This window comes from Stenotrophomonas sp. YJH_SMC_135, assembly GCF_059372355.1.
The window spans coordinates 948,727-975,595 of the sequence record NZ_JCAFVN010000001.1; the positions used below are offsets into that span (position 1 = coordinate 948,727).

Below are 26,869 nucleotides of genomic sequence, written 5' to 3' on the forward strand. Positions count from 1 at the left end.
TCGTGGCGGGCGTTTCCCTTCCCAGCCAAGAGCAGCACGTCCTTGTCCCTTTCCGGCCTCATCACCGCGCTGGCGACCCCGTTCCGGGCCGACGGCGCCCTCGATCCCGATGGTTGGCAGCGCCTGCTGCACCTGCAACTGGAGGGTGGCGTCCATGGCGTTGTCGTGGCTGGCTCTACCGGCGAAGCGGCGACCCTGACCGATGCCGAGTACGACCAGCTGCTGGCCAGCGCCGTCGAACGCATCGGCGGCCGCATTCCAGTCATGGCCGGCACCGGCCTGTCGGGTACCGCCAAGACCATCGAACAGACCCGCCGTGCCGCCGCCCTTGGCGCCAGCCACGCACTGGTGGTCACCCCGCCGTACGTGCGGCCGACCCAGGCTGGCCTGATCGCGCACTATCGCGCGGTGGCCGACCAGGGCGGGCTGCCGGTCGTGCTGTACAACGTGCCCGGCCGTACCGGCTGCGACATGCAGCCGGAGACCGTGGCCGAGCTGGCCAGCCACCCCAATATCGTCGGCATCAAGGAAGCGGTGGGTGACACCGGCCGGGTGCAGGCGCTGCTGGCGCTGCGCAGCCCGAAGTTCGCCGTGCTCAGTGGCGACGACGGCACCGCCGCGCGTTCGATCCGGGCCGGCATCGATGGCCTGATCTCGGTCGGTTCCAACGTGCTTCCGGGCGCGTATCGCCGGATGTGCGAGCTGGCTGCCGCGCACGACCACGAAGCCACCGAGTCGTGGGACGCGCGCCTGCATCCCTTCCATGATTTCTGTGGCGTCGAACCCAACCCGATCCCGGTCAAGGCACTGCTGCGCCGCATCGGCATCGGCCATGACCTGCGCCTGCCGCTGCTGCCGCTGTCGGCAGCACATCATCCCGCGGCCGACCACCTTGCCGGCGACATCGCCGCCCTCGAAGCCCTTTCCAGCCACTGACCTTCCGTCTTGGTCTGACCCAGGAGATTCACATGCGTCAATCCGTTTCCACTGTCCGCGTGCTGTCCTACGCCCTGCTTGCTGTAGCTGTTGCGGCCGGCACCACCGGTTGCTTCAAGCGTGGCGTCAAGGGCGACTACGCCCTGGCCCCGGAAATGCGCCCGCTGGAAGTACCGCCGGACCTGAACCTGCCCAACGCCACCACCGACAACAAGGTGCCGACACTGGCCTCGGCCACCAAGCCGGCGGCGCCGGTCGCCGCAGCCCCGGCGGTGGGCAACACCGGTTTCACCATTGCCGGTGGCAAGGATGAAGCCTTCGCCAAGGTCGGTACCGCACTGGAAGGCGTGGAAGGCGTGACCATTGCCAGCCGCGCGCAGCTGCTGGGCTCGTACGACGTGGCCTACGAAGGCAGCAACTTCCTGGTCCGCGTGGTGGCGGTTGATGCAGGTGCCTACATCTCCGCGGTCGACCCGCGTGGCCTGCCGGCCACCGCCGAAGCGCCGGTGAAGCTGATCGCCGCGCTGAAGGCGAAGCTGGCTCAGTAAGGGCCGCCCTGGTAGAGGCCGACCTTGGTCGGCGCTTCCGTGCCAACCAAGGTTGGCACCTACCGGAAGACGTGCCTTGGTAGAGGCCGACCTTGGTCGGCGCTTTTGTGCCAACCAAGGTTGGCACCTACCGAGAACAGAAAAGGGCGCCATGGGCGCCCTTTTCCGTTGCCGCCGCGGGCGCTTCTCAGCGCTCCAGCAGCTTCAGCTTGTCCGGCTTGCCGTCCCATTCGCCGGCGTCGGCGGGCGGGTCCTTGCGCACGGTCAGCACCGGCCATTCCTTCGCCAGCTCGGCGTTGAGGGCAACGAAGCCTTCCTGGCCGGCGGGGACGTCGTCCTCGGGGAAAATCGCGTTGACCGGGCACTCCGGCTCGCAGAGGGTGCAGTCGATGCACTCATCCGGGTCGATCACCAGGAAGTTCGGGCCTTCGTGGAAGCAATCCACGGGGCACACTTCCACGCAATCGGTGTGTTTGCACTTGATGCAGTTTTCGGTGACGACAAAGGGCATGGGCTGGGGGTGGATCGATTCCTGAACCCGCCAATTCTAGAACAGGTTGGCCCCCGGTGTCGGGATGGGGCGGAAAACGGGCGTCTGGCAGGCGCGGCCATTGGCGGCACGGCAGGGCCTGTGCGAGGCTGCGCGACAACCGGTCCTGGTGGCCGGGCTCCCTTCCCAGCAGGATCGTCCATGTCCCAGGCCCCGTCCCGCACCGCCTCCCACGGTGGTGAAAACACGGCGTTCATCGTCCTGATCAGTTGCGTGGCCACGCTTGGTGGCTTCCTGTTCGGCTTCGACAGTGGTGTCATCAACGGCACGGTCGATGGCCTGCGCCAGGCCTTCAACTCCAGCGAGGCGGCGCTGGGTTTCGAAGTTGCCTCGATGCTGCTGGGCTGCGCGATCGGTGCATTCCTGGCCGGTTGGTTGGGCGACCGCCTGGGGCGCCGTGGTGTCCTGATCGTCTCCGCGCTGATGTTCCTGGTCTCGGCGCTGGGCGCCGGGGCGGCCCACGCGTCCTGGCTGTTCATCGCGGCCCGCGTGCTGGGCGGCTTTGCGGTGGGGGCGGCCAGCGTGATGTCACCGGCCTACATCGCCGAAGTCGCCTCGGCGCGCTATCGCGGCCGGCTGGCCACGGTGCAGCAGATGGCCATCATCTGCGGTTTGTTCGCGGCCTTCCTCAGCAATTACCTGCTGGCCCGCGCCGCCGGCGCCTCGACCGAGCCGCTGTGGCTGGGCCATGAGGCGTGGCGCTGGATGTTCTGGATGCAGGCGCTGCCCTCCGCGCTGTTCCTGGTGCTGCTGCTGGTGATTCCGGAAAGCCCGCGCTTCCTGGTGCTGAAGGGCCGCCAGGGGCAGGCGAGGGCGGTGTTGTCGCGACTGTACGGCGAGGCCGCTGCCCGGGCCAAGCAGGCCGAGATCGAAGCCAGCCTGGCCCAGGACCAGCACAAGCCGCGCTTCGGCGACCTGCGCAGCAGGGCTACCGGCAGGCTGCGCCCGATCCTCTGGGTGGGCATCGGCCTGGCCATGTTCCAGCAGCTGGTCGGCATCAACGTGGTGTTCTACTACGGCGCGGTGCTGTGGCAGGCGGTGGGTTTCTCTGAAAGCGACGCACTGCTGATCAATGTGCTGTCCGGCGCGCTGAGCATCGGCGCCTGCCTGCTCACCGTGCTGCTGATCGACCGCATCGGGCGCAAGCCGCTGCTGTGGGTCGGCTCGGTCGGCATGTCGGTGGCGCTGGTGCTGATGGTGGTGGCGTTTGCCAGCGGCAGCCTGGCCGGCGGGCGCCTGCAGCTGTCCGATGGCATGGGGCGGCTGGCGCTGGTCGCCGCCAACGTCTACGTGGTGTTCTTCAACATGTCCTGGGGCCCGGTGATGTGGGTGATGCTGGGCGAGATGTTCCCCAACCAGATCCGCGGCCCGGCGTTGGCTGTTGCCGGTGCGGCGCAGTGGACGTCGAATTTCGCGATCACCGTGACCTTCCCGATGCTGCTGGCCGGCATCGGCCTGGCCGGCGCCTATGGCATCTACGCGGTCGCGGCGATCCTCTCGATCGTCTTCGTGGTCCGCTACGTACGCGAGACCAAGGGCAAGGAGCTGGAGCAGATGGAAGGCTGACGGCGACTGGCTTCGGTTGTGTTCCGTTGGCGCCTGCTTGTCCAGAGTGTGAGAGGGCGGCCTGCCCCCTCCTGACAGTTCATGGTGCGTGCGGATGCGGCGAAGCGCTGGTCGGTTGTTGCCGCAGCTCGCGGGAAACCGTCCAGAGCCGGTGGGGTCACCCAGGGCAGGACCGTTGGCGCCATGGATGGCGCCATCGAGCCCCCATGGATGGGTTTACGGCGTGTCCTGCCCTGGGTGACCCCACCGGCTCAAGCCGATTGCAGGCCCGGAAAACAGAAAAGCCCGCACAAGGCGGGCTTTTTCGGTTCCTGCTGCAGCGACTGGCGCTCCCTAGGGGACTCGAACCCCTGTTTTAGCCTTGAGAGGGCCACGTCCTAACCACTAGACGAAGGGAGCGTAACTGTGTCGCTGCCGAGGCAGGAGCGCTAGTATATGCACCTCGATGCCATTGGGCAATCCCGAAACTTCAACCGGAAGCGCCAACATCATTTCCTCTGCTACATCACCGTTCAGCCTGCGCGTCATCCCGCGCGACCAGCACACGATCTCCCGCAAGGACATCAGCCCGAACGCCCTGCGCGTGCTTTATCGCCTGCGCGATGCCGGCTTCGGCGCCTACCTTGTCGGCGGCGCGGTGCGCGACCTGCTGGTCAATGGCCAACCCAAGGATTTCGACGTGGCCACCGACGCCACGCCCGAACAGGTCAAGCAGCTGTTCCGCAACTGCCGCCTGATCGGCCGCCGTTTCCGCCTCGCCCACGTTGTGTTCGGCCGCGAGATCATCGAAGTCGCAACCTTCCGCGCCAACAGCGATGACGGTAGTGGCGACCGCGAGATGGAAAACGGCATGCTTGTGCGCGACAACGTGTACGGCACCATCGAAGACGACGCCGTCCGCCGCGACTTCACCTGCAACGCCCTGTACTACGCCATCGAGGACTTCTCGGTGCGTGACTACACCGGTGGTTTCGAGGACGTGCAGGCGCGCCTGATGAAGCTGATCGGCGACCCGGTGCAGCGCTACCAGGAAGACCCTGTACGCATGCTGCGAGCGGTGCGCCTGGCGGCCAAGCTCGGCTTCCAGATCGAAGAGGGTACTGCCGCGCCGATCCCGCACCTGGCCGGCCTGCTCAACGAAGCCGCGCCAGCGCGCCTGTTCGAGGAAGTGCTCAAGCTGTTCCTGTCCGGACACGGCGTGGCCAGCTTCGAAGGCCTTGAGCGTTACGGCCTGCTCGACGTGCTGTTCCCGGAAAGCGCCAAGGCGCTGAAAGCCAACCGCACCGGCGCGCTGCGCCGCATGCTGGTCGAGGGCCTGGCCAATACCGATGCGCGGGTGGCCAACGACGAACCGGTCTCGCCGGCGTTCCTGTTCGCGCTGCTGCTGTGGCCGGCGTTCTGCCGTGCACAGGCGACCCTGCTCAAGCAGGGCGTGGCACCGGAAGAGGCGCAGCGCCGCGCCGCCGACCGCGTCACCGTGCAGCAGTTGAGCACCATCGCGCTGCCGCGCCGCTTCTCGCTGCCGATGCAGGAAATCTGGCTGCTGCAGTCGCGCTTCAGCTCGCGCCAGCGCAAGCGCGTGTTCCGCACCCTGACCCATCCGCGCTTCCGTGCCGCGTTCGATTTCCTCAGCCTGCGCCAGGTGGCGTCGTCCGAGCACGCCGCCGATGTCGAGTTCTGGCGCGAAGCGCAGGCGCAGTCCGGTCGTGAGCTGGAGTCGTCGCTGGATGCGATGCACAGCGAAGATGGCGATGACGAGAGCGGAGCGCCGCGCAAGCGCCGCCGTCGCCGCCGTCGTCCGGGTGCCGCGGCCGGTGCAGCGGGCGAGTAGGCGATGACCCTCGCCTGGATCGGCCTCGGCGCCAACCTCGGCGACGCGGCCGCCACCGTCGGCGCGGCGATTGCCGCGCTGGACGGCCTGCCCGGGACCCGGCTGCGCCAGGCCTCGCGGCTTTACGCAACGCCGGCCTGGGGCAATGAAGACCAGCCGCCGTTCGTCAATGCGGTGGCCTCGGTCGAAACCACCTTGCCGGCCGATGAGCTGCTGCAGGCCATGCTGGCGCTGGAGCAGCGCTTCGGTCGCACGCGTGATCCGACAGTGCACTGGGGCCCGCGCGCGCTGGACCTGGACCTGCTGCTGTATGGTGCGCAGGCGCTCGACCAGCCTGGGCTGAAGGTGCCGCATCCGTACCTGCACGAGCGTGCCTTCGTGCTGGTGCCGCTGGCCGAAATCGCGCCGGAACTGACAATTCCTGGCCATGGACGCGTGCAGGATGCAGTGATGCGGGTCGATGCCTGCGGGATCGCGCCGATAGGGTGATAATGCCCGGGTTATCTCCACCGGTTATCAGCACATGAGCACCCACGCAGACAGCAAGCCCTGGACCGTTCCCGCCCTGGCCGAGGCCAAGCGCAATGGCCAGAAGCTGGTCATGTTGACCGCCTACGACGCCGGCTTCGCCCGCACCTTCGATGCCAACGGCGTCGATCTGATCCTGATCGGCGATTCGCTGGGCATGGTCGTGCAGGGTCATGATTCGACCCTGCCGGTGACCGTGGCCGACATGGTCTACCACACCCGGGCCGTGGCCCGCGTGCTGCAGCGTGCGCTGCTGGTGGCCGACCTGCCGTTCGGCGCCGATGCCACCCCGGAACGCGCGCTGGATGCCTCGCTGCAGCTGCTGCAGGCCGGTGCCGAGATGGTCAAGATCGAAGGTGCCGGCTTCAAGGTCGACATCATCCGCTACCTGGTCGAGCGCGAGATTCCGGTCTGCGCGCACCTCGGCCTGACCCCGCAGTCGGTGCTGCGACTGGGCGGCTTCAAGATCCAGGGCCGCGGCGATGCTGCGCGCCAGCTGGTGGAGGACGCCAGGGCCGTGGCCGCCGCAGGCGCCAGCATCATGGTGCTCGAATGCGTGCCGACCCCGGTCGCTGCCGAAGTGACCGCTGCGGTGGATGTGCCGACCATCGGCATTGGTGCTGGCCCGCAGTGCGATGGCCAGGTGCTGGTGCTGCACGATTTCCTCGGCCTGGACAGTGGCCATCGCCGTCCCAAGTTCGTCAAGGATTTCCTTGCCGAAGGTGGCTCGGTGGCCGGTGCCACCCGCGCCTTTGCCAACGCGGTGCGCGACGGCAGCTTCCCCGACGAACAGCACGCCTACGCCCAATGATCCAGACCTTCAACGAGCTCGGCGCGTTGCGCGAGCAGATCGCCCAGTGGAAGCGTGAGGGCCTGCGTGTGGCGCTGGTGCCGACCATGGGCAACCTGCATGGGGGGCACCATTCGCTGGTGACCCTGGCCCGCCAGTACGCCGACAAGGTGGTGGCGAGCATCTTCGTCAATCCGACCCAGTTCGGCCCCAACGAGGATTTCAGTCGCTACCCGCGCACGCCCGAGGCCGACGTGGCCGGGCTGGAGCAGGTCGGCTGCGATGCCGTGTGGCTGCCCAGCGTGGAGACGATGTATCCGCTGGGCGTGGACAGGACCACGCGCATGCACGCGCCGGGTGTCAGTGAAGTGCTGGAAGGCGCCAGCCGCCCGGGGCACTTCGATGGCGTCTGCACGGTGGTGGCGCGCCTGTTCCTGCAGGTGCAGCCGGACGTGGCCGTGTTCGGCCGCAAGGACTACCAGCAGCTTGCCGTGATCAGGCAGATGGTGGCCGAGCTGTCGTTCCCGATCCAGATCGTCGGTGCTGAGATCGTGCGCGACGAGGATGGCCTGGCCAAGAGTTCGCGCAACCAGTACCTGAGCGACGAACAGCGCCCGGTCGCGACCACCATCCACCGCACCCTGCTGGGCATGCGCGAGGGCTACGTGGCGGGCCAGGCACGTGATCGCATCGAAGCCGACGCCACGGCCGCATTGCAGGCAGCCGGGTTCCAGGTCGACTACGCGGTGCTGCGCACCCCGGAGCTGGCCGAGCCGACCTTCGACGGCGGTGGCCGCGTGGCGCTGATTGCCGCGCGCCTGGGAACCACCCGGTTGATCGACAACCTGGAGTTCTGAGTTCCGGCGGCGCCGCGCGATGCATGGGGTCAGATCCCTTTTCTAGGGGAAAAGGGTTCTGACCCCGGTTTCAGCGGCTACCTGAACAGGTTGCCGGCCGTGATGCCCCGCGCTGCGCGGGTGCTAGAATCCGCTCTTTCCTTTGCCGTTGCAGCGCCCCCATGCACCTGTCCCTGCTCAAGACCAAGATCCATCGCGCCACCGTCACCCATTCCGAGCTGAACTACGAAGGCTCGATCGCCATCGATGACAACCTGCTGGCTGCCACCGGCATCCGCGAGTTCGAGCAGGTGCACATCTGGGACGTGACCAATGGTGCGCGTTTCTCGACCTATGCCATCCGCGCCGAAGCCGGCAGCGGCGTTGTCTCGCTCAACGGTGGCGCTGCGCGCCACGTGCAGGTCGGTGACATCATCATCATCGCCGCGTTCGCCAGCATGACCGAGCAGGAAGCTGACAGCTTCAGGCCGAAGCTGGTGTACGTTGATGGCAACAACCAGATCACCCACACCAACGACACGATCCCGACCCAGGCCGCATGACAACGAACAACGGATTCGACTCGCTGCATTCCCACGCCCAGCGCCTGAAGGGCGCAAGCATTCCCAGCCTGCTCGCCGCCGAACCCGGCCGTGTACAGGAGCTGGCGCTGCGGGTCGGTCCGTTGTACGTCAATTTCGCCCGGCAGAAATACGATGCCGCGGCGTTGCAGGCGCTGTTGGCGCTGGCTGCCGAGCGTGATGTCGGCGGTGCCATCACGCGCCTGTTCCGCGGCGAACAGGTCAACCTGACCGAAGGGCGCGCCGCGCTGCATACCGCGCTGCGCGGCGATGTGGTCGATGCGCCGGTGGCGGCCGAGGCCTATGCCACCGCGCGCGGGATCCGCCAGCGCATGGGCGTGCTGGTGCGCGCGCTGGAAGACAGTGGCGTGACCGATGTGGTCAGCGTCGGCATCGGTGGTTCCGACCTTGGCCCGCGCCTGGTCGCCGACGCGCTGCGTCCGGTCAGCGGTGCGCGCCTGCGCGTGCATTTCGTCTCGAACGTGGACGGCGCCGCCATGCAGCGCACGCTGGCCACGCTGGATCCGGCCAAGACCGCCGGCATCCTCATCTCCAAGACCTTCGGTACGCAGGAAACGCTGCTCAACGGCCAGATCCTGCACGACTGGCTGGGCGGCAGCGAGCGCCTGTATGCAGTCAGCGCCAATCCGGATCGCGCCGCCAAGGCCTTCGCGATCGCCGCCGATCGCGTACTGCCGATGTGGGACTGGGTGGGTGGCCGCTATTCGCTGTGGTCGGCGGTCGGTTTCCCGATCGCGTTGGCGATCGGCTTCGAGCGCTTTGAGCAGCTGCTGGAAGGCGCCGCACAGATGGATGCGCATGCGCTGGATGCACCGCTGGAGCGCAACCTGCCGGTGCTGCATGGCCTGACCGACATCTGGAACCGCAACCTGCTGGGCCATGCCACGCATGCGGTGATGACCTACGACCAGCGTCTGGCGCTGCTGCCGGCCTACCTGCAGCAGCTGGTGATGGAAAGCCTGGGCAAGCGCGTGCAGCGTGATGGTGCGCCGGTCACCACCGACACCGTGCCGGTGTGGTGGGGTGGGGCAGGCACCGATGTGCAGCACAGCTTCTTCCAGGCGCTGCACCAGGGCACCAGCGTCGTTCCGGCCGACTTCATCGGCTGTGTGCACAACGATGATCCCTACACGATCAATCACCAGGCCCTGCTGGCCAACCTGTTGGCACAGACCGAGGCGCTGGCCAATGGCCAGAGCAGCGACGATCCGCACCGTGATTACCCGGGCGGGCGGCCGAGCACGCTGATCCTGCTCGACGCGCTGACCCCGCAGGCACTGGGTGCGCTGATCGCCATGTACGAACACGCCGTGTACGTGCAGTCGGTGATCTGGAACATCAACGCGTTCGACCAGTTCGGTGTCGAGCTCGGCAAGCAACTGGCCAGTGGCCTGCTGCCGGCGCTGCAGGGCGAGGATGTGGCGGTTGCCGATCCGATGACCCGCGAGATCCTGGCGCAGCTGAAGCGCTGATGCTCTGGTAGTGCCGGCCGCTGGCCGGCATCCAGGTGATGCTTCAATCGTTCATGAGGTTGCCGGCCAGCGGCCGGCGCTACCGCAGCAGATGGGTTGCCGGCCAGCGGCCGGCACTACCGCAGCGGATGGGTTGCCGGCCAGCGGCCGGCACTACCGCAGCGGATGGGTTGCCGGCCAGCGGCCGGCACTACCGTGTCACCGGCTCGGGTCGCGCTCCGGGCTTGGCCGCTTGGCCAGTTTGCGCTGCAGCGAGCGCCGGTGCATGCCGAGCAGGCGCGCGGCCGCTGACACATTGCCGCCGGTCTCGTGCATCGCCTGCTGGATGTGTTCCCACTGCAGGCGGCTGATCGGCGTCATCGCATCGGGCACTTCCATTTCGCCATCGTCGGCCGGGCCGTCGTCTTCCTCGCCGAGGGCGCGCAGGATCATCGGCACCGTGGCCGGCTTCGGCAGGTAATCATCCGCACCCAGCTTGATCGCCTCCACCGCGGTGGCGATGCTGGCGTAGCCGGTCACCAGCAGGATCCGCATGTCCGCGCGCAGCGCGCGCAGCGGCTGGATCAGTGCCAGGCCGGAATCGCTGCCCAGCTTCAGGTCGATCAGCGCGAACGCCGGTGGATGCTGCCGGGCCAGCGCCAGCGCACTGGCGGCATCCTGTGCGGTCTGCGTTTCAAGCCCCTTGCGGGCCAGGCTGCGTTGCAGGGTACGCAGGTACAGCTCGTCGTCGTCGACCAGCAGGCCCAGGGTGGAATGGTGAAGGCTCATGGGGTGTCCTCGCGTGGGGCCAGCGGCAGGCGGAAGCCGACGCGGCTGCCGGCCCCCTGGGCCGGGCGCATCCACATCTCGCCGTCGAGGCGTTCGATGGTGGCATGGGACAGGGCCAGGCCGACGCCCATGCCCTCGCTCTTGCTGCTGCCGAACAGCTTGCCCGGCAGCACGGCGGCACGGGCGTCGAAGCCATGGCCGTAGTCGCGGACTTCGCCGATCAGGTCGTCGCCTTCGATGCGCAGGTCCAGGTCCACGCGTGGCCGGCCGGCTTTCTCGCCGGCATCGGCGGCGTTGTTGAGCAGGACCATCAGCAGATGGCCAACGCCCGGGTCCAGCGGTAGCCGCAGTGGCGCATCATCGTTGCGGTGCAGGTCGATGGTCGGCCGCACCAGGCGCCATTGCTCCAGCACCTGCTGTGCGCTGGAATGGCTGCGGCCCGGTGCGTCGGCCGAGGCCGGAGCAGCCAGCGCCAGCACGCGCTCCCGGCACTGCACCAGCAGCTCGCGCAGGGTTTCCATGTCCTCGCGCACTTCCGGCTCTTCGCTGCGCTCGGCCACATCGTCGGCGAGCAGGGTCATGGTCGCCAGCGGCGTGTTCAGTTCATGCGCCACCGAGGCGGCATGGGTGGCCAGCGCGACGATGCCCTCGTTGCGGGCGAAGCGCTCGCGCAGTGCCGACAGTTCCAGTTCGCGCTCCCGCAGGGCCAGCGCCAGCCGGGTGGAGAAGGCCAGTACCACCGCGGCGGAAATCAGGAAGTTGGCGACCACGCCCCAGCGATTCAGGTCCTGCGCGCGGAAATAACCGTCCGGCAATGGCTGGCCGAAGATGCCGCTGGCGGCGTAGCCGAGCAGGCAGGCCAGTGCGACCGCCAGTGCCCAGCGCAGGGGCAGGGCGAACGCGGCCAGCGCGATCAGGATCAGGAACAGCGAGCTGAACGGGTTGGCCATGCCGCCGCTCCAGCCGACCATCCAGGTCAGGATGATCACGTCCACCAGGATGTGGCCGAACGCGGTCAGCGGTGCGGTGTCAGCCGCGTCCGGACGCAACTGGGTATAGATGTTGAACAGGGCCAGCACCGCCACGCCGGCCCATAGCGGCAGCTGCGGCAACGGCAGGCCCAGCACCCAGGTGGCAACCAGGATGGTGGCGGCCTGGCCGCCTACGGCAAGCCAGCGCAGGCTGCACAGGGTACGGAGAAACGGGGCGTCGGGACCGGTCATTCACGCTCATCGTATGCGTTCACGGGCGGCTGTGCCTGCGACAATCGGCCGCAGCCGTGCCACCGGCTGAATGCGAGTCACCCGGAATGCGGGGGCGGGCGGTAGAATGCGCCCATGCACGACGCCGTCACCCGCCCGACTCCTCCCTCCGATGCCACCTCCTGGCCCCGCCGCCAGACCCATGCCGTGCAGATCGGCGGGGTCACCGTAGGCGGAGGCAAGCCGGTCGTGGTGCAGTCGATGACCAACACCGACACGTCCGACGTGGCCTCCAGCGTGAAGCAGGTGGCCGAGCTGTGGCGGGCCGGTTCGGAAATGGTGCGTTTGACCGTCAATACCGTGGAAGCCGCTGCGGCGATCCCGCGCATCGTCGACAAGCTGGCGATGATGGGCATCGACGTGCCGCTGATCGGTGATTTCCACTACAACGGCCACCAGCTGCTGACCGCCGAGCCGGCATGTGCCGAAGCGCTGGCCAAGTACCGCATCAACCCGGGCAACGTCGGCTTCGGCAAGAAGAAGGACCTGCAGTTCGCCCAGTTGATCGAGTTCGCGATCCGCTACAACAAGCCGGTGCGCATCGGTGCCAACTGGGGCTCGCTGGACCAGGCCCTGGCGGCGAAGTTGATGGACGAGAACAACCTGCGCGAGCAGCCCTGGGATGCCGGTCGCGTGCTGCGCGAGGCGCTGATCCGTTCGGCGCTGGATTCGGCCGAGCAGGCGGTGGAGCTCGGCCTGCCGCGCGATCGCATCGTGCTGTCGGCCAAGGTCAGTGGCGTGCAGGAGCTGATCGCGGTGTACCGCGACCTGGCCCAGCGCTCCGATTTTGCCCTGCACCTGGGCCTGACCGAGGCCGGTATCGGCAGCAAGGGCATCGTCGCCTCGTCGGCGGCGCTGGGCGTGCTGCTGCAGGAAGGCATCGGTGACACCATCCGCATCTCGCTGACCCCGGAACCGGGCCAGTCGCGCACGCAGGAAGTGATCGTCGCCCAGGAACTGCTGCAGACCACCGGCCAGCGTGCCTTCACGCCGCTGGTCACGGCTTGTCCGGGCTGCGGCCGCACCACCTCCGAGTTCTTCCAGGAACTGGCCAAGGTGGTGCAGAATCACGTGCGCGAGAAGATGCCGCTGTGGAAGATCCACCATCCGGGTGCGGAGAACATGACCCTGGCGGTGATGGGCTGCATCGTCAATGGGCCGGGTGAGTCGCGGCACGCCAACATCGGTATTTCCCTGCCGGGCACCGGCGAAACCCCGGCCGCGCCCGTGTTCGTCGATGGCGAGAAGAAGGTGACCCTGCGTGGCGAGAACATCGCCCAGGAGTTCGTCGCCCTGATCGACGATTACGTCGAACACAAATATGTCCGAAGCGCCGGATAAGCCTGCGATCCTCGCTGCGCCGGAGTCCGCCTCCGGTTTCCGCCACTGGATGGCGCACAATGCCTGGCGCCTGGTGCTGCTGTTCGGTGGCGTGCTGCTGCCGTTGGCGGGTTTCGTCGCCCTGGCCGACGAAGTGCACGAGTTTGAATCGTTCCATTTCGATGCGCCGCTGCTGTGGCAGATGCATGGCCTGCACTCACCGCTGCTGGACCGCTTCTTCGTGCTCATTTCCAGGCTGGGCTACGAATGGTTCCTGATTCCCGCCGACGTGCTGATCATCGGCGTGCTGCTGGGCTACCGGCGTTGGCGTGAGGCCACCTTCGTGGCGGTCAGCTTCGTCGGCTCGGCGCTGCTGAACATGGGCAGCAAGCATTTCTTCCAGCGCCAGCGCCCCAGCCTGTGGGAATCGATCGCGCCGGAATCGACGTTCAGCTTTCCCAGCGGCCACGCGATGGGCTCGATGACCCTGGCCGTGACCCTGGTGCTGCTGGCCTGGAACACCCGCTGGCGCTGGCCGGTGCTGCTGCTGGCGCCCGCGTTCAGCCTGCTGGTCAGCGTCTCCCGGGTCTATCTGGGCGTGCATTACCCCTCCGATATCCTGGCCGGATGGTGTGCCGCGCTGGTTTGGGTGGTAGGGTGCTATCTGGTCATGTTCAGTCGCCGGCATCCTTGGCGACGTCAGGATTCGCCGCCAGCGACGGCCAGCGAAGCATCATCACAGGGGGATTGACGTGGATGGCCCCTCCGGGGCGTCTACGTAATAGATCAGTTGTTTCGTTGCAGCAGGTTCTGCAAGACAGGGGGCAAGCACAACGCGCGGTACTGTGATGCGCAAGGCAGAATGCCCGGGTCGCATCTCGAACGCGCTTGCAGGGGTATCGGCGCCCTGCCTAGCTTGACCTGCAATGGCCGCATTCGAAGAGGTACGTGAATGACGATTCGAGTCTACCTGGTGGATGACCACGCACTGGTCCGCACCGGGATGAAGATGATCCTGTCGGGGGAGACCGACATCGAGGTGGTGGGCGAAGCCGAGACCGGCGAAGATGCGCTGCGCGACGTCCGCCAGTTGCTGCCGGACGTGGTGCTGTGCGACCTGCACCTGCCCGGCGTGAGTGGCATGGAGGTGACCGAGCGCATCGTCCGCAGCCATCGCAACACCCGCGTGGTGATCGTGTCGGTGCTGGAAGACGGGCCGCTGCCGAAGCGCTTGCTGGAAGCCGGGGCTGCGGGCTACATCGGCAAGGGCTGCGATGCACAGGAGCTGCTGCGTGCGGTGCGCGATGTGGCCATGGGCCGTCGCTACCTGGGCACCAGCATCGCGCAAAACCTGGCCTTGTCGACCGTTGAAGGCAACGGCTCTCCATTCGACAGCCTGTCGCCGCGCGAGCTGGAAGTGGCGTTGCTGCTGACCCAGGGCCTGCGCCAGGAAGACATCGCGCGGCGCCTGAGCCTGAGCGCGAAGACAGTGAACACGCACAAGGCGCGGCTGTTCGAGAAGATGGGGATCCACGACAACATCGCGCTGGCGCGCATGGCCAGCCAGTACGGGCTGGTGGATCCGGCACGGCCGCTGTAAGGGATTCGGCCAACGGCTGAGCCCTCCGCAGGGCCACCGACAGGTTCCGTGCGCCGTCACTGCCGATAGAGGAAATGTAGAGCCGAGCCTATGCTCGGCTACTTTCCGGCCTGCGGGCGCGGAGCCGAGCATGGGCTCGGCTCTACACCTGTGTCGGGCTCAGTGGCCGCGTACGCGCTTGATGATCTTCGCGGCGTCGGCGGCGCTGGCGCGCACCTTGTCCCACTGACCGTCGGCGATCCAGCTGCCCGGCACCATCCACGAACCGCCGATGCAGACCACGTTCTTCTGCTCGAGGTACTCGGCGGCGGTGTTTTCGGTGATGCCGCCGGTCGGGCACAGCTTGAGGTCGGCAACCGGGCCGGCCAGACCCTTGATCATCGCCAGCCCCCCCACGGCGGTGGCAGGGAACAGCTTGCACACGCGGAAGCCGCGCGCATACAGCGACAGCAGTTCGGTCGGCGTGGCCGCACCCGGCACTACCGGCAGCGGTGCCGCCGCCAGCGCATCGGCCAGCGCCGGTGGCGTACCCGGGGTCACCAGGAAGTCCGCGCCCGCATCGATCGACTGCTGCATCTGCTCCACGGTCAGCACCGTGCCGGCGCCCACCACCACGTCCGGCAGCTCGCGCTTGAGCATCGCCAATGCTTCCATCGCCACTGGCGTACGCAGCGTCAACTCGATCGCCGGCAGGCCACCTTCCAGCAACGCCGCACTGACCGCACGCGCCTGGTCCAGCGTATGAATCGTCACCACCGGCAGGATGCCCGCCGCACGCAACAGCTCCGCCGCCTTCACCTGATGTTGTTCGATACCCATGCTTTTGCCCTTGCCTTTGCTCTTCTTGATTCAGTGGCCGCAGCGCAAATGACGCGCCGGGAATTGTCCAGGGCGCTCTACTGCCCAGGCCGGGAAGCCTGCCGCGGCTTTTCGCTTCAGGCGTCTTTTGCCTCATGCGGCGCCGCCGCCGCTGCGGCATCGTGCCCCAGCTCGTACTCCGCGTCGTATTCCCACGGCCCGCCATCGGCCGCCGCCGGCCCGCACGAAATCGAAATCGCACCCTGATCGGCCGGCCCCACCATGCGTCGGTTGATCGCGAACAGGTTGCGGCCCAGGTCATGCGCGGCAGGCGCCGTGTTCGGGGCCAGCGGACGCGCGGCCCACTCGGCCGCGTCCACCAGCACTTCCAGCGTGCCGGCCTCACCATCGAGGCGGATCATGTCGCCTTCGCGGACCTTGGCCAGCGGACCACCGCGTGCCGCTTCCGGCGTCACATGGATCGCCGCCGGAATCTTGCCCGAGGCACCGGACAGGCGGCCGTCGGTGACCAGTGCCACGCGCCGGCCCTGGTTCTGCAGCAGCCCCAGCAGCGGCGCCAGCGAATGCAGTTCCGGCATGCCGTTGGCACGCGGGCCCTGGTAACGCACCACCGCCACGAAGTGCTCGGGCAGCAGGCCGCCGGCATGCAGCTTGTTCAGCACCTGCGGCGCATCGACAACCACGGCCGGTGCTTCGATCGTGCGGTACTGCGGCTTCACCGCCGACAGCTTGATCAGCGACTTGCCCAGGTTGCCGCGCAGCAGGCGCAGGCCGCCCTGGTGCTCGAACGGATTGTCGACGCCACGCACCACTTCGTCATCGGCGCTGTGTTGCAGGCCCGGCAGGTAGACCAGCTGGCCGTCGCGCAGCTGCGGCTCGCGCGCGTAGTCGGCCATGCCGCCGCGCGCCACGCTGACCAGGTCACCGTGCATCAGGCCCGCCCTGATCAGCTCGCCGAACACGAAGGCCGGTCCGCCAGCGGCCGCGAAGCGGTTCACGTCGGCCTCGCCGTTCGGATAGACGCGGGCCAGCAGCGGAATCAGCTGCGACAGTTCGTCGAAGTCGTCCCAGGTCAGCACGATGCCGGCGGCACGCGCCACTGCGATCCAGTGGATGGTGTGGTTGGTCGAACCGCCGGTGGCCATCAGCGCGATGACCGCGTTGATGATCGCGCGCTCATCGATGATCCGGCCCAGCGGACGGAAGTCGTCGCCGAGCGCGGTGATGTCCAGTGCACGTTCGGTGGCTTCGCGGGTAAGGGCATCGCGCAGCGGCGTGCCCGGATTGACGAACGATGCGCCCGGCAGCTGCACGCCCATCGCTTCCAGCAGCACCTGGTTGGAATTGGCGGTGCCGTAGAAGGTGCAGGTGCCAGCGCCGTGGTACGACGCGGACTCGGCTTCCAGCAGCTCTTCGCGGGTGGCTTCGCCGGCGGCATAGCGCTCGCGCACCTCCGCCTTCTGCTTGTTCGGGATGCCCGGGGTCATCGGGCCGGCCGGCACGAACACCGCCGGCAGGTGGCCGAAGGCCAGCGCGCCGATCAGCAGGCCCGGCACGATCTTGTCGCACACGCCGAGGTAGACGGTGGTATCGAACATGTCATGGCTGAGGCCGATCGCAGTGGCCTGGGCGATCACATCGCGCGAGAACAGCGACAGTTCCATGCCGCCGCGGCCCTGGGTGACGCCGTCGCACATCGCCGGCACGCCGCCGGCCACCTGTGCCGTAGCACCCAGCTCGCGGGCGATCTCGCGGATCTGCTCGGGATAGGTCTCGAACGGCTGGTGCGCCGACAACATGTCGTTGTAGGCGGTGATGATGCCCAGGTTCGGCGTCACGCCGCCGCGCAGGCGGCTCTTGTCGGTACCGCCACAGGCGGCGAATCCATGGGCGAGGTTGCCGCAGCTCAGGCGGCTGCGGAACGGGCCTTCGCGCAGGGAGGCGTCGATCGCGGCCAGGTAGGCGGCACGCGAGGCGGCGCTGCGGCGGATGACACGCTCAGTGATGGCTTGCAATTGCGGATGGAGGCTCATTGGCTACCGGCGTTCAAGGTGGCGAGAGGCAAGCGGCGGCAGGGCACCGCCGCCGACATCAATCAGCCCAGTGGACGCGCAAACGCGCGCCTTCCAGGTTGATCGCGTTGAGGATCGGATACTGCTGGGCGTCGTTGCTGTCCAACGCTTGGCGCAGCACCTGCAGCTTCTGCTTGCCGCGCAGCAGCAGCAGGCGCTGTCGGCACTGGCGCAGCCCATGCGGGGTCAGCGTGATGCGCAGCGGCCACTGGTTCGCACCCGGGCAGCCGGTGGCATCCAGCGCGGCATAGGGCAGGGTGCTTTCCAGTGCGCGGGCGAGGTCCTTCGAGCCCGGGAACAGCGAGGCGGTGTGGCCGTCGTTGCCCATGCCCAGTGCCACCAGGCTCGGCGGCTGGCTGTGCTGTGCCTGCAGGTTGGCGGTGTACACGCATTCGGGCAGGGGCTTGCCGATCCGCACCAGTGGATCGAAATGCGCACCCTCGGCGCGTTTCAGCAGGTGCTGGCGCACCAGCCAGGCATTGCTGTCGCGATCCTGCGGCGACAGCCAGCGCTCGTCGGCCAGGCTCACTTCCACCCGGTCCCAGTGCACGTCCAACTCGGCCAGCGCCTGGTAGACCGGCGCCGGTGTAGTGCCGCCAGACAGCAGGATGCGGGCGCGGCCCACTTCGTTGATGTCGTGGTTGAGGGTGTGCGCCATCTCGGCGGCAACGGCTTCGATCCAGCCATCGGCATCGCCATGGTTGATGAACTCGATGCGGTCGTCGTGGAAGGTGGTGGGGCTCATGCGGCAACTCCAGGTGCGTCACGTTCGGCGTCGGCGGCATAGGCGGCGGCGCCCAGCAGTCCGGCGTGGGGATGCATCACCGCCAACGAGGGCACGCGCGCCATGATGGAAGAGAACCGGCCCTTGTGCTCGAAGCGCTGGCGGAAACCGGAGTGCTGCAGCGAATCGAGCATCTTCGGGGTCAGCCCGCCGGTCAGGAACACGCCGTCCCAGGCGCCCTGGGTCAGCACCAGATCGCCAGCAATGGCGCCGAACACGGCGCAGAACACATCCACGGTGCGCATCGCCTGCGGATCGCCGTGCAGGGCGCGGGCGGTCACGTCCACCGGCTGCAGCTGGCCCGGATCGATGCCGGCCATCTCGCACACGGCGCGATGGATGTTGACCAGGCCGGGGCCGCAGATCAGGCGCTCGTTGGAGACGCGGCCGAACTGCTCGGACAGGATCTCCAGGATGCGGATCTCTTCCGGGGTTCCCGGCGGGAAGCTGACATGGCCGCCTTCGGTTTCCAGCGGATAGCAACGGCCGTGGCGCATGATCAGGCCGCCGACGCCGAGCCCGGTACCGGGCCCGATCACCGCGTAGTTGCGTGGCTGGCCGGGCTTGCCCGGTACCCAGGCAGCCCCGCCGACCTGGACCACGTCATCGGGCTGCAGCAGTGAAATCGCCATCGCCTGCGCGGCGAAGTCGTTGATCAGGTGCAGTTCGTCGAACCCGAGCATGGCAGCGGTGCGGCTGCGCGAGATTACCCACGGATGGTTGGTGATGCGTGCTTCGTCACCATCCACGCGACCGGCCACGGCGAACACGCCGCGGCTTGCCGTGGCGCCGATCTGTTCCAGATGGTGGCGCGCGGCATCACCCAGCGACGGGAACTCCGCCACCGCGTACTCGCGGATGCTGTCCTTCTGCAGCGGTGCGTCCAGCGAGGTGTCGGCCAGGGCGAAGCGCGCGTTGGTGCCACCGATGTCGGCGACCAGCACTGGCTGCGAGCTGGCACTCATGCCGACGCTCCGCTGTCGGGCGCGTCCAGGTCCTGCGGCAGGAACCCGCCCGCATTGCCCGGGCCCCATTGGCCGGCGGGGTAGGGCTCCAGCGGCAGCTTGGCGTCCTTCCAGGCGTCGGCGACGCTGTCGATCCAGGCCCAGGCCGCACGCACTTCGTCATCGCGCACGAACAGCGTGTGGTTGCCGTTGAAGGCATCCAGGAACAAGCGTTCGTAAGCGATACGGCGGTGCAGGCCGGTCGGCACCGACAGTTCCAGCTCCAGCGGATGCAGCTCCAGCGCGCCCCATTCCGGGCCTGCCAGGCTGCTCATCAGGCCCAGTTCGATGTTTTCCTGCGGCTGCAGCTGGAACACCAGGCGGTTCGGTGCGGCCTGCGCGCGCTGCGGGCGCTCGAACAGCCAGTGGGTGACCGGCTTCAGCGTGACCACCACGCGGGTGGTGCGCTCGGGCAGGCGCTTGCCGGTGACCAGGTGGAACGGCACGCCGCTCCAGCGCCAGTTGTCGATATGCGCGGTGACACCGGCGAAGGTTTCCACGTCGCTGCCTTCCGGCGGCTGGTAGGCCTGTGCCGGCTGGCCATTGATGGTGCCGGCGGTGTAGCGGCCACGGATGCTGTCACGCGCGGCGTGCCGGGCATCGAGCGGGCGCAGGGCGCGCAGCACCTTGACCTTCTCGTCGCGGATGCGATCGGCTTCCAGCGATGCCGGCGGTTCCATCGCCACCATGCACAGCAGCTGCAGGATGTGGCTCTGCACCATGTCGCGCAGCGCGCCGGAGCGGGCGTAATAGGCATCGCGGCCATCCACGCCTTCGCTTTCGGCCACCAGGATGTGCACCGATTCGATGTAGTTGCGGTTCCACACCGCTTCCAGCAGCGTGTTGCCGAAGCGCAGTGCGATCAGGTTCTGCACCGCGGCCTTGCCCAGGTAGTGGTCGAGGCGGAACACGCGGTCCTCGTCGATCCACTGGCCGATGGTGCTGATGATTTCCTCGGCGCTCTCGCTGTCGCTGCCGATCGGCTTTTCCAGCATCAGGCGTGCCGGCGCGGCGAGGGCGCCGCCCTTGGCCAGGCCTTCGCAGGTGGAGATGTACAGGCCCGGTGGGATGGCGAGGTAGCTGACGCACTTGCGGTGCACGAGGTCGGCGACCGCGGCGGCAACCGAGTCGACGTCGCGCAGGTCCACAGAGCGGTAGTCGATGCGGCGCAGCAGGGCGCTGATGTCGTCCTGCGTGGCCATCGGCATGGCCTGCTGCAGGCGCGGCCGCAGGATGTCATGGAAGGCTTCGGTGTCATGCCCGGACAGGGCCAGCGCACGGATGCGGAAGTCCTCCGGCAGCAGGCCGTCGCCAAGCAGGCGAAGCAGCGAAGGGAACAGGTAGCGCTGGGCCAGATCACCTGTGGCACCGAACAGGAAGAGGGTGTCGTGCATCGCTCGAGTTTCAGATCCGGGTGACATCGTTGTCAATCGCTTCATGGCTGGGTTCGGGGGACATCCGCGCAACTGCCTGTCCGAGGTTCGTCAGGGGCGTTCTCCGGGGTGCCGGAAGACCGTTCCATTCGAAACCACTGCCTCGGCGGAACCTTCGTTCAACCGCCGACGCAGATCGGTGCGCACCGATCATCGGATAGTGCCACGTGAAAACGTTTACATGGCAGAATGGGCAACTGTATTCGATTGCAGTGCTCGCCGTCATGCGGCAAGCGCGCAATCATCACTGCCATCGGGAGGGCCGAGGCAGTCCCAAAAGACAGCCCGGCTTCGGGCGGACCGGATAGGTGATATGGCAAAAGTGCAGTTGCAGGGTGTGCGCAAGGTCTATGACAACGGCCAGGTCGCGGTGAAGGACGCCAGCTTCGAGGTCGCCGATGGCGAGCTGATGGTGCTGGTCGGCCCGTCCGGCTGTGGCAAGTCGACCCTGCTGCGGATGGTGGCTGGCCTGGAGGAGATCAGCGGCGGCACGCTGACCATCGGTGATCGCGTGGTCAACGACGTGGCGCCGAAGGATCGCGACATCGCGATGGTGTTCCAGAGTTATGCGCTGTACCCGCACATGACCGTGGCCGAGAACCTGGCCTTTGGCCTGAAGCTGCGCGGTCACGACAAGGCGACCATCGACAAGCGCATCGCCGAGGCGGCGCAGACGCTGGGCCTGACCGAGATGATGGACAAGCTGCCCAAGGCGATGTCCGGTGGCCAGCGCCAGCGTGTCGCGCTGGGCCGTGCGCTGGTGCGCGAGCCGGCGGTGTTCCTGCTCGACGAACCGCTGTCCAACCTGGATGCCAAGCTGCGCCACAGCGTGCGTACCGAGATCGCGCAGCTGCACCGCAAGCTGGGCACCACCATGATCTACGTGACGCACGACCAGGTCGAAGCGATGACCCTGGGCCAGCGCATCGTGGTGCTGAAGGATGGCGTCATCCAGCAGATCGATACGCCGATGGCGCTGTACGATCGCCCCGCCAACCTGTTCGTGGCCGGCTTCCTCGGCAGCCCGGCGATGAACGTGCTGCGCGGTACGCTGCAGGGCGATGCCGGTGGCGTGACCGTGGTCGACGGTGAGTGGCGTGCACCGCTGGGCCAGGCCGCCATCGATCCGGCCTGGCTGCAGAAGCCGATCGCGGTGGGCGTGCGTCCGGAGCACCTGCAGCCGGCGGCCGCCGACGATGCGCATGCGTTCGTCGCACGCATTGAAGGCATCGAACCGGTCGGTAACGAGATCTTCGTCAACCTGAGCAGTGGCCAGCACGCGCTGACCATGCGCGTGGCGCCGCAGGCGCTGCCCGAGGTGGGCGAGCAGATCCGCGTGGCGATCCATCCGCAGGGCCTGCATTTCTTCAATCCGGAAACCGGCGCGCGCCTGTAAGGGGTAGTGCCGGCCGCTGGCCGGCAACCTCAACCCTGCATGGTTGCCGGCCAGCGGCCGGCACTACCATTCCTGCACCCACCCGTGCAGGTCCCCGCCTGCTTCAGCGGGCCAGGCCATCCAGCAACGGCACGCGCTGCGCAATGGCATCGCCCACCTGCAGGTCAGCGTCGCTGGCCTCCAGTGGCAGTACCGCCAGTGCCAGGTCGCCGGCCACGCTGGCAATCGTGCCCAGCCCCGCGCCATCCTGCTGCACGCCATCGCCGGCCTGTGCCGGTGCTGCGGTATGCAGCAACTGCACCGCACGCTTGGCCTTGCCGAGGAAGTGGGTGCGGGCGACGATTTCCTGGCCGGGATAGCAGCCCTTCTTCACGCTGTAGCCGTTCAGGCGGTCCAGGCCCAGCTGTTGGGGGGTCCACACTTCGCGCTGGCCTTCTTCCAGCCGCGGCAGGCCGTAGCGCAGGTCGGCCTGGCGCCAGGCCAGGGCGAAAGCGGCCTCATCGGCTTCATTGCCGGCAGCGAACGCGTCGGCGCTGCCAATGCGCAGGGTGCGCGGCAGGGCATCGCTGCCCAGGTCCAGCTCCCAGCCGTCGCCTGCGGTCTGCGCAATCGCCGCGCCGCTGGCGGCCTCGGGCGCGGTGAACGCGCCAGCCGCCGCCAGATCGCTGCGCACCTGCACCTTCACCTTGCGGCGGAACACGAAGCGCTGCAGTTGCGACGCAATCGCATCGGCATCGCCGTCAGCCAGCACCAGCATCACGTGGTCGTCGGCCAGGCGAAGCAGCTGGAACACCGCCAGGGTGCGGCCCTTGGCGCTCAGCCAGGCACTCCACTGCCAGTGCTGCAGGGGCAGGGCGGTGACATCGCTGCTGAACTGGGCGTGGGCAAAGACAGCCGCATCCGGGCCCTGCAGGCTCAGCAGCTGGTGGCCGGGCAGGCGCGGATATCCGACGAAAGCAGGGGGCAGGTTGTCAGGCACGTGAACGAGGTCTAAAATTTGTGCGTTGCGAGACCGAACATGATAGGCCAAACAACCCCCACTCCCGACGACGAATCTGAAGCCCCGCTGGTCCCCGCGGCACCCGTGCCCGTGGAACAGGAAAAAGCGGAAGAATTCGGCGGCCGCGGCGGACTTGATCCGGTGCGGTATGGCGATTGGGAGAAAAACGGACGCTGCATCGATTTCTGATCAGCATTGAGCCAACGCGGCCGTGTGCCGCCCAGCCGAGACAACGAGCCCAGCGAATGGCGACCAGACAACGCCCACTTTCCCCGCACCTTCAGGTGTATCGCTGGCAGATTCAGATGGCCACCTCGATCCTGCATCGAGCCACTGGCGTCTTTCTGTCTGTTGGTGCCCTCATCATCGCCGCCGGCCTGCTGGCCCTGATGATGGGGCCCGAGTCCTGGAACTGCTTCACCGGCCATGCCGGGGCCTGGTATGGCCGCGTGTTCCTGTTCGCGTGGACATGGTCGTTCGCCTATCACCTGTGCAATGGCATCCGCCACGTCGTGCAGGACTTCGCCATCGGCTTCAGCATCCCCGCCTTCATCCGCAGCAGCTGGCTGTCGGTCATCGGCAGCCTGGTGATCACCCTGCTGGTGTGGGCCTATGTGATGTTCGGAGGTGCCGCGTGAGCAAGTTCCGTACCCCGTTGAAGAACGTGCGCGGCCTTGGCTCGGCCAAGACCGGCACCGAGCACTTCGTGCACCAGCGCCTGACCGCCGCCGCACTGGTGGTGCTGGGCATCTGGTTCCTGGTCTTCGTGCTGGGCCTGCTGGGCTCGGACTACGCCACCGCCGCCGCCGCCGTGGCCAAGCCGTGGAACGCGGTGCCGTTGATCGGCCTGCTGATCGCCATGTTCTGGCACGCGCAGCTCGGCATGCAGGTCGTGCTGGAAGACTACATCCACGAATCGCTGCTGGCCCTGGTGCTGCAGACCGCGGTGAAGTTCGTCGCCGTGCTCGGCATGATCGTCAGTGTGTTTGCGGTGGGCCGCATCGCCCTCGGCGTTGCCTGAGCCCAGGCACCTACACAGGAATCCAGATTAGATGTCCGCTTACAAGATCACCGAACACAAGTACGACATGGTCGTGGTCGGCGCCGGCGGTGCCGGCCTGCGCGCCACGTTCGGCCTGGCCGCCAAGGGCCTGCAGACCGTGTGCCTGACCAAGGTCTTCCCGACCCGTTCTCACACCGTTGCCGCCCAGGGCGGTATCTCGGCCGCGCTCGGCAACATGGGCGAGGACGACTGGCGCTACCACTTCTTCGACACCATCAAGGGGTCGGACTGGCTGGGCGACCAGGACGCCATCGAGTACATGTGCCGTGAGGCCATCCCGGCCATCATCGAGCTCGAACATTACGGCGTGCCGTTCTCGCGCACCGCCGAAGGCAAGATCTACCAGCGGCCGTTCGGTGGCATGACCACCAAGTATGGCGAAGGCCCGGCGGCGCAGCGTACCTGCGCGGCGGCCGACCGTACCGGCCACGCGATGCTGCACACGCTGTACCAGCAGTCGCTGAAGCACGATGCGCGCTTCATGATCGAGTACTTCGCGCTTGACCTGATCTTCGACGAGGAAGGCGCCTGCCGCGGCGTGCTGGCCCTGGACATGTCCGACGGCACCCTGCACCTGTTCCGCGCCCAGGGCGTGGTGCTGGCCACCGGCGGCTACGGCCGTGCCTACTTCAGCGCCACCTCGGCGCACACCTGCACCGGCGACGGTGGCGGCCTGGCCATGCGTGCCGGCATCGCCATGCAGGACATGGAGTTCGTGCAGTTCCACCCGACCGGCATCTACGGCGCCGGCTGCCTGATCACCGAGGGTGTCCGCGGTGAAGGTGGCATCCTGCGCAACAGCAGCGGCGAGCGCTTCATGGAGCGTTACGCGCCGCACTACAAGGACCTGGCCTCGCGCGACGTGGTCAGCCGTTCGATGACCATCGAGATCCGCGAAGGCCGCGGCGTCGGCGAGCACAAGGACCACATCCTGCTCGACCTGACCCACCTCGGCCCGGGCGTGATCGACGAGAAGCTGCCGGGCATCGCCGAGAGCGCCCGCATCTTCGCCGGCGTCGACGTGCACAAGCAGCCGATTCCGGTCATCCCGACCGTGCACTACAACATGGGCGGCATCCCGACCAATTACCACGGCGAAGTGGTGCAGAAGGTCGGCGACAACGACAATGCCGTGGTGCCGGGCCTGTACGCCATCGGCGAAGCGGCCTGCGTGTCCGTGCACGGCGCCAACCGCCTGGGCTCGAACTCGCTGCTGGACCTGGTGGTGTTCGGCCGTGCCGTGGCCAACCGCTGCGCCGAGACCATCAAGCCGGGCGCCGCGCACAAGCCGCTGCCGGCCGATGCCTGCGACAAGGCGCTGGGGCTGCTGGACAAGCTGCGCCACGCCAACGGCGATACCCCGACTTCGGTCATCCGCGATCGCATGCAGCGCACCATGCAGGCCGACGCGGCGGTCTTCCGCACCAGCCAGACGCTGAAGGAAGGCTGCGAGAAGATGGACAAGATCTTCGACTCGTTCCAGGACGTGAAGGTCTCCGACCGTTCGCTGGTGTGGAACTCGGACCTGATCGAGACCTACGAGCTGAACAACCTGCTGCTCAATGCGGTGGCGACGATCAACTCGGCCGAACAGCGCAAGGAAAGCCGCGGCGCGCATGCGCACGAGGACTTCCCGGACCGCGACGACGTCAACTGGCAGAAGCACACCCTGGTCAGCGTCGACGAGAAGGGCAAGTGCAGCTTCGACTACCGTCCGGTGCACATGTACACGTTGACCGACGACGTGTCCGTGGTGCCGCCGAAGCCGCGCGTGTACTGATCCGACCCCGCCTACCATGCAATCCGCGCCCACGGGCGCGGGCCGCCTGAGCCAACGAGAGCAGCCATGGCCGAGTTTTCACTCCCCAAGAATTCCAAGATCACGAAGGGCAAGCATTTCCCCGTCAAGAACGGCGGCAAGAATGTGCGCACCTTCAAGATCTACCGCTGGAGTCCGGACGACGACAGCAACCCGCGCACCGATACCTATGAAGTCGATCTGGACGCCTGTGGCCCGATGGTCCTGGACGCCCTGATCAAGATCAAGAACGAGATCGACCCGACCCTGACCTTCCGCCGCTCGTGCCGCGAAGGTATCTGTGGTTCGTGCGCCATGAACATCGACGGCACCAACACCCTGGCCTGCACCCGAGCCATCTCGGACTGCGGCAAGAAGGAAGTGCCGATCTACCCGCTGCCGCACATGAACGTGGTCAAGGACCTGGTTCCGGACCTGACCCACTTCTACGCGCAGTACGCGTCGATCAAGCCGTGGATCCGTACCCAGACCCCGGCACCGCCGGACCGCGAGCGCCTGCAGTCGCCGGAAGACCGCAAGAAGCTGGACGGCCTGTACGAGTGCATCCTGTGCGCCTGCTGCTCGACCAGCTGCCCGAGCTACTGGTGGAACGGCGAGCGTTACCTGGGCCCGGCGATCCTGCTGCAGGCCTACCGCTGGATCATCGACTCGCGCGATGAGGACACCGGTGCGCGCCTGGACGATCTGGAAGATCCGTTCAAGCTGTACCGCTGCCACACCATCATGAACTGCGCCCGGACCTGCCCGAAGGGCCTGAACCCGGCGCTGGCGATCGCCGAGATCAAGAAGCTGATGATGGAACGCCGCGCCTGATCAGGCCCGGCTGTACCGGGTAGAGCCACGCCACGCGTGGCTGTGCCACCCCAGTAG

At 67.3% G+C, this 26,869-nt stretch carries 27 protein-coding genes and 1 tRNA gene; 18 read left to right on the forward strand and 10 right to left on the reverse strand.

What is annotated here, in order from left to right; genetic code table 11:
• Positions 1–42: 42 nt before the first annotated feature.
• Complete coding sequence (gene dapA / locus AC5P98_RS04865; RefSeq protein ID WP_014646744.1) at positions 43–936, forward strand: 4-hydroxy-tetrahydrodipicolinate synthase; 894 nt, start codon at positions 43–45, stop codon at positions 934–936.
• 32 nt (positions 937–968) lie between these two features.
• The gene (locus AC5P98_RS04870; RefSeq protein WP_032960832.1) at positions 969–1,484 is read left to right on the forward strand and encodes a hypothetical protein; all 516 of its coding nucleotides are present in this window, start codon (positions 969–971) and stop codon (positions 1,482–1,484) included.
• 187 nt (positions 1,485–1,671) lie between these two features.
• Here the strand turns inward: AC5P98_RS04870 and fdxA are convergent, their stop codons facing one another.
• Positions 1,672–1,995: a ferredoxin FdxA gene (gene fdxA / locus AC5P98_RS04875; protein WP_005409054.1), complete on the reverse strand. Its 324-nt coding sequence runs from the start codon at positions 1,993–1,995 to the stop codon at positions 1,672–1,674.
• Between the two features lie 180 nt (positions 1,996–2,175).
• Between fdxA and AC5P98_RS04880 the strand changes: the two genes are divergently transcribed.
• Positions 2,176–3,600, forward strand: coding sequence for a sugar porter family MFS transporter (locus AC5P98_RS04880; protein ID WP_049419044.1), 1,425 nt, complete (start codon positions 2,176–2,178; stop codon positions 3,598–3,600).
• A 324-nt stretch (positions 3,601–3,924) separates the two neighbouring features.
• Here AC5P98_RS04880 and AC5P98_RS04885 read toward each other — a convergent pair.
• Positions 3,925–3,999 (reverse strand) — tRNA-Glu (locus AC5P98_RS04885).
• A 52-nt stretch (positions 4,000–4,051) separates the two neighbouring features.
• Here AC5P98_RS04885 and pcnB point away from each other — a divergent pair.
• The 6 genes from pcnB (at position 4,052) to pgi (ending at position 9,659) form a co-directional block, all read left to right on the forward strand.
• Positions 4,052–5,431 (forward strand): polynucleotide adenylyltransferase PcnB, encoded by a 1,380-nt coding sequence (gene pcnB, locus AC5P98_RS04890; protein WP_049406243.1) that lies wholly within the window; start codon positions 4,052–4,054, stop codon positions 5,429–5,431.
• A gap of 3 nt (positions 5,432–5,434) precedes the next feature.
• Positions 5,435–5,920, forward strand: a complete 486-nt coding sequence (gene folK / locus AC5P98_RS04895) for a 2-amino-4-hydroxy-6-hydroxymethyldihydropteridine diphosphokinase (RefSeq protein ID WP_049406244.1) — start codon at positions 5,435–5,437, stop codon at positions 5,918–5,920.
• A 34-nt stretch (positions 5,921–5,954) separates the two neighbouring features.
• Complete coding sequence (gene panB / locus AC5P98_RS04900) at positions 5,955–6,770, forward strand: 3-methyl-2-oxobutanoate hydroxymethyltransferase (RefSeq protein WP_049406246.1); 816 nt, start codon at positions 5,955–5,957, stop codon at positions 6,768–6,770.
• Positions 6,767–7,606 (forward strand): pantoate--beta-alanine ligase, encoded by an 840-nt coding sequence (gene panC / locus AC5P98_RS04905; RefSeq protein WP_014646750.1) that lies wholly within the window; start codon positions 6,767–6,769, stop codon positions 7,604–7,606. The genes panB and panC overlap by 4 nt, the downstream gene beginning before the upstream one ends.
• A 161-nt stretch (positions 7,607–7,767) precedes the next feature.
• Complete coding sequence (gene panD / locus AC5P98_RS04910; RefSeq protein ID WP_014646751.1) at positions 7,768–8,148, forward strand: aspartate 1-decarboxylase; 381 nt, start codon at positions 7,768–7,770, stop codon at positions 8,146–8,148.
• The gene (gene pgi / locus AC5P98_RS04915; protein ID WP_049406249.1) at positions 8,145–9,659 is read left to right on the forward strand and encodes a glucose-6-phosphate isomerase; all 1,515 of its coding nucleotides are present in this window, start codon (positions 8,145–8,147) and stop codon (positions 9,657–9,659) included. The genes panD and pgi overlap by 4 nt, the downstream gene beginning before the upstream one ends.
• 198 nt (positions 9,660–9,857) lie before the next feature.
• Here the strand turns inward: pgi and AC5P98_RS04920 are convergent, their stop codons facing one another.
• Positions 9,858–10,427 carry a response regulator transcription factor gene (locus AC5P98_RS04920; protein WP_012510702.1) on the reverse strand — a complete coding sequence of 190 codons (570 nt, stop codon included), beginning with the start codon at positions 10,425–10,427 and terminating at the stop codon, positions 9,858–9,860.
• Positions 10,424–11,650 (reverse strand): ATP-binding protein, encoded by a 1,227-nt coding sequence (locus AC5P98_RS04925; RefSeq protein ID WP_032960817.1) that lies wholly within the window; start codon positions 11,648–11,650, stop codon positions 10,424–10,426. Before AC5P98_RS04925 ends, AC5P98_RS04920 begins: the two co-directional genes overlap by 4 nt.
• A 114-nt stretch (positions 11,651–11,764) precedes the next feature.
• On the opposite strand from AC5P98_RS04925, the gene ispG reads away from it, so the two are divergent.
• From ispG to AC5P98_RS04940, 3 genes are all read left to right on the forward strand, one after another.
• A complete protein-coding gene (gene ispG, locus AC5P98_RS04930) occupies positions 11,765–13,030 on the forward strand; it encodes a flavodoxin-dependent (E)-4-hydroxy-3-methylbut-2-enyl-diphosphate synthase (RefSeq protein WP_041863307.1) in 1,266 nt (421 codons plus the stop codon).
• Positions 13,011–13,760, forward strand: a complete 750-nt coding sequence (locus AC5P98_RS04935) for a phosphatase PAP2 family protein (protein WP_032958602.1) — start codon at positions 13,011–13,013, stop codon at positions 13,758–13,760. The genes ispG and AC5P98_RS04935 overlap by 20 nt, the downstream gene beginning before the upstream one ends.
• A gap of 201 nt (positions 13,761–13,961) precedes the next feature.
• On the forward strand, positions 13,962–14,609 hold the full coding sequence (locus AC5P98_RS04940; protein ID WP_005416124.1) for a response regulator: 648 nt from the start codon (positions 13,962–13,964) through the stop codon (positions 14,607–14,609).
• A gap of 159 nt (positions 14,610–14,768) precedes the next feature.
• Here the strand turns inward: AC5P98_RS04940 and AC5P98_RS04945 are convergent, their stop codons facing one another.
• The 5 genes from AC5P98_RS04945 to zwf form a co-directional block, all read right to left on the reverse strand.
• Positions 14,769–15,428, reverse strand: a complete 660-nt coding sequence (locus AC5P98_RS04945; protein ID WP_014646757.1) for a bifunctional 4-hydroxy-2-oxoglutarate aldolase/2-dehydro-3-deoxy-phosphogluconate aldolase — start codon at positions 15,426–15,428, stop codon at positions 14,769–14,771.
• A gap of 116 nt (positions 15,429–15,544) precedes the next feature.
• A complete protein-coding gene (gene edd / locus AC5P98_RS04950; protein ID WP_049407626.1) occupies positions 15,545–17,461 on the reverse strand; it encodes a phosphogluconate dehydratase in 1,917 nt (638 codons plus the stop codon).
• A gap of 58 nt (positions 17,462–17,519) precedes the next feature.
• A complete protein-coding gene (pgl, locus tag AC5P98_RS04955; protein ID WP_032958606.1) occupies positions 17,520–18,245 on the reverse strand; it encodes a 6-phosphogluconolactonase in 726 nt (241 codons plus the stop codon).
• The gene (gene glk, locus AC5P98_RS04960; RefSeq protein ID WP_014646760.1) at positions 18,242–19,249 is read right to left on the reverse strand and encodes a glucokinase; all 1,008 of its coding nucleotides are present in this window, start codon (positions 19,247–19,249) and stop codon (positions 18,242–18,244) included. Before glk ends, pgl begins: the two co-directional genes overlap by 4 nt.
• Positions 19,246–20,682, reverse strand: a complete 1,437-nt coding sequence (gene zwf, locus AC5P98_RS04965) for a glucose-6-phosphate dehydrogenase (RefSeq protein ID WP_014646761.1) — start codon at positions 20,680–20,682, stop codon at positions 19,246–19,248. Before zwf ends, glk begins: the two co-directional genes overlap by 4 nt.
• A 352-nt stretch (positions 20,683–21,034) precedes the next feature.
• Between zwf and AC5P98_RS04970 the strand changes: the two genes are divergently transcribed.
• Positions 21,035–22,117, forward strand: a complete 1,083-nt coding sequence (locus AC5P98_RS04970) for an ABC transporter ATP-binding protein (RefSeq protein ID WP_049407624.1) — start codon at positions 21,035–21,037, stop codon at positions 22,115–22,117.
• 103 nt (positions 22,118–22,220) lie between these two features.
• On the opposite strand, the gene ygfZ is transcribed toward AC5P98_RS04970, so the two are convergent.
• Positions 22,221–23,096 carry a CAF17-like 4Fe-4S cluster assembly/insertion protein YgfZ gene (ygfZ, locus tag AC5P98_RS04975; RefSeq protein ID WP_046429944.1) on the reverse strand — a complete coding sequence of 292 codons (876 nt, stop codon included), beginning with the start codon at positions 23,094–23,096 and terminating at the stop codon, positions 22,221–22,223.
• Between the two features lie 39 nt (positions 23,097–23,135).
• Between ygfZ and AC5P98_RS04980 the strand changes: the two genes are divergently transcribed.
• From AC5P98_RS04980 to AC5P98_RS05000, 5 genes are all read left to right on the forward strand, one after another.
• Positions 23,136–23,306 (forward strand): DUF1674 domain-containing protein, encoded by a 171-nt coding sequence (locus AC5P98_RS04980; RefSeq protein ID WP_005409075.1) that lies wholly within the window; start codon positions 23,136–23,138, stop codon positions 23,304–23,306.
• 56 nt (positions 23,307–23,362) lie between these two features.
• Positions 23,363–23,755 carry a succinate dehydrogenase, cytochrome b556 subunit gene (sdhC, locus tag AC5P98_RS04985; RefSeq protein WP_024958620.1) on the forward strand — a complete coding sequence of 131 codons (393 nt, stop codon included), beginning with the start codon at positions 23,363–23,365 and terminating at the stop codon, positions 23,753–23,755.
• Complete coding sequence (sdhD, locus tag AC5P98_RS04990; RefSeq protein ID WP_005409077.1) at positions 23,752–24,138, forward strand: succinate dehydrogenase, hydrophobic membrane anchor protein; 387 nt, start codon at positions 23,752–23,754, stop codon at positions 24,136–24,138. Before sdhC ends, sdhD begins: the two co-directional genes overlap by 4 nt.
• 31 nt (positions 24,139–24,169) lie before the next feature.
• On the forward strand, positions 24,170–25,960 hold the full coding sequence (gene sdhA, locus AC5P98_RS04995; protein WP_014646765.1) for a succinate dehydrogenase flavoprotein subunit: 1,791 nt from the start codon (positions 24,170–24,172) through the stop codon (positions 25,958–25,960).
• Positions 25,961–26,026: 66 nt separating this feature from the next.
• Positions 26,027–26,812, forward strand: coding sequence for a succinate dehydrogenase iron-sulfur subunit (locus tag AC5P98_RS05000; protein WP_005409079.1), 786 nt, complete (start codon positions 26,027–26,029; stop codon positions 26,810–26,812).
• The last annotated feature ends 57 nt before the right edge of the window (positions 26,813–26,869 follow it).

Bases quoted from the DNA above. Each gene is read 5' to 3' on its own strand.
- AC5P98_RS04870 (WP_032960832.1), top strand. From the start codon at position 969: ATGCGTCAATCCGTTTCCACTGTCCGCGTGCTGTCCTACGCCCTGCTT.
- fdxA (WP_005409054.1), bottom strand. From the start codon at position 1,995: ATGCCCTTTGTCGTCACCGAAAACTGCATCAAGTGCAAACACACCGAT.
- AC5P98_RS04880 (WP_049419044.1), top strand. From the start codon at position 2,176: ATGTCCCAGGCCCCGTCCCGCACCGCCTCCCACGGTGGTGAAAACACG.
- folK (WP_049406244.1), top strand. From the start codon at position 5,435: ATGACCCTCGCCTGGATCGGCCTCGGCGCCAACCTCGGCGACGCGGCC.
- panB (WP_049406246.1), top strand. From the start codon at position 5,955: ATGAGCACCCACGCAGACAGCAAGCCCTGGACCGTTCCCGCCCTGGCC.
- panC (WP_014646750.1), top strand. From the start codon at position 6,767: ATGATCCAGACCTTCAACGAGCTCGGCGCGTTGCGCGAGCAGATCGCC.
- panD (WP_014646751.1), top strand. From the start codon at position 7,768: ATGCACCTGTCCCTGCTCAAGACCAAGATCCATCGCGCCACCGTCACC.
- pgi (WP_049406249.1), top strand. From the start codon at position 8,145: ATGACAACGAACAACGGATTCGACTCGCTGCATTCCCACGCCCAGCGC.
- AC5P98_RS04920 (WP_012510702.1), bottom strand. From the start codon at position 10,427: ATGAGCCTTCACCATTCCACCCTGGGCCTGCTGGTCGACGACGACGAG.
- AC5P98_RS04925 (WP_032960817.1), bottom strand. From the start codon at position 11,650: ATGACCGGTCCCGACGCCCCGTTTCTCCGTACCCTGTGCAGCCTGCGC.
- ispG (WP_041863307.1), top strand. From the start codon at position 11,765: ATGCACGACGCCGTCACCCGCCCGACTCCTCCCTCCGATGCCACCTCC.
- AC5P98_RS04935 (WP_032958602.1), top strand. From the start codon at position 13,011: ATGTCCGAAGCGCCGGATAAGCCTGCGATCCTCGCTGCGCCGGAGTCC.
- AC5P98_RS04940 (WP_005416124.1), top strand. From the start codon at position 13,962: ATGACGATTCGAGTCTACCTGGTGGATGACCACGCACTGGTCCGCACC.
- AC5P98_RS04945 (WP_014646757.1), bottom strand. From the start codon at position 15,428: ATGGGTATCGAACAACATCAGGTGAAGGCGGCGGAGCTGTTGCGTGCG.
- edd (WP_049407626.1), bottom strand. From the start codon at position 17,461: ATGAGCCTCCATCCGCAATTGCAAGCCATCACTGAGCGTGTCATCCGC.
- pgl (WP_032958606.1), bottom strand. From the start codon at position 18,245: ATGAGCCCCACCACCTTCCACGACGACCGCATCGAGTTCATCAACCAT.
- glk (WP_014646760.1), bottom strand. From the start codon at position 19,249: ATGAGTGCCAGCTCGCAGCCAGTGCTGGTCGCCGACATCGGTGGCACC.
- zwf (WP_014646761.1), bottom strand. From the start codon at position 20,682: ATGCACGACACCCTCTTCCTGTTCGGTGCCACAGGTGATCTGGCCCAG.
- AC5P98_RS04970 (WP_049407624.1), top strand. From the start codon at position 21,035: ATGGCAAAAGTGCAGTTGCAGGGTGTGCGCAAGGTCTATGACAACGGC.
- AC5P98_RS04980 (WP_005409075.1), top strand. From the start codon at position 23,136: ATGATAGGCCAAACAACCCCCACTCCCGACGACGAATCTGAAGCCCCG.
- sdhC (WP_024958620.1), top strand. From the start codon at position 23,363: ATGGCGACCAGACAACGCCCACTTTCCCCGCACCTTCAGGTGTATCGC.
- sdhA (WP_014646765.1), top strand. From the start codon at position 24,170: ATGTCCGCTTACAAGATCACCGAACACAAGTACGACATGGTCGTGGTC.
- AC5P98_RS05000 (WP_005409079.1), top strand. From the start codon at position 26,027: ATGGCCGAGTTTTCACTCCCCAAGAATTCCAAGATCACGAAGGGCAAG.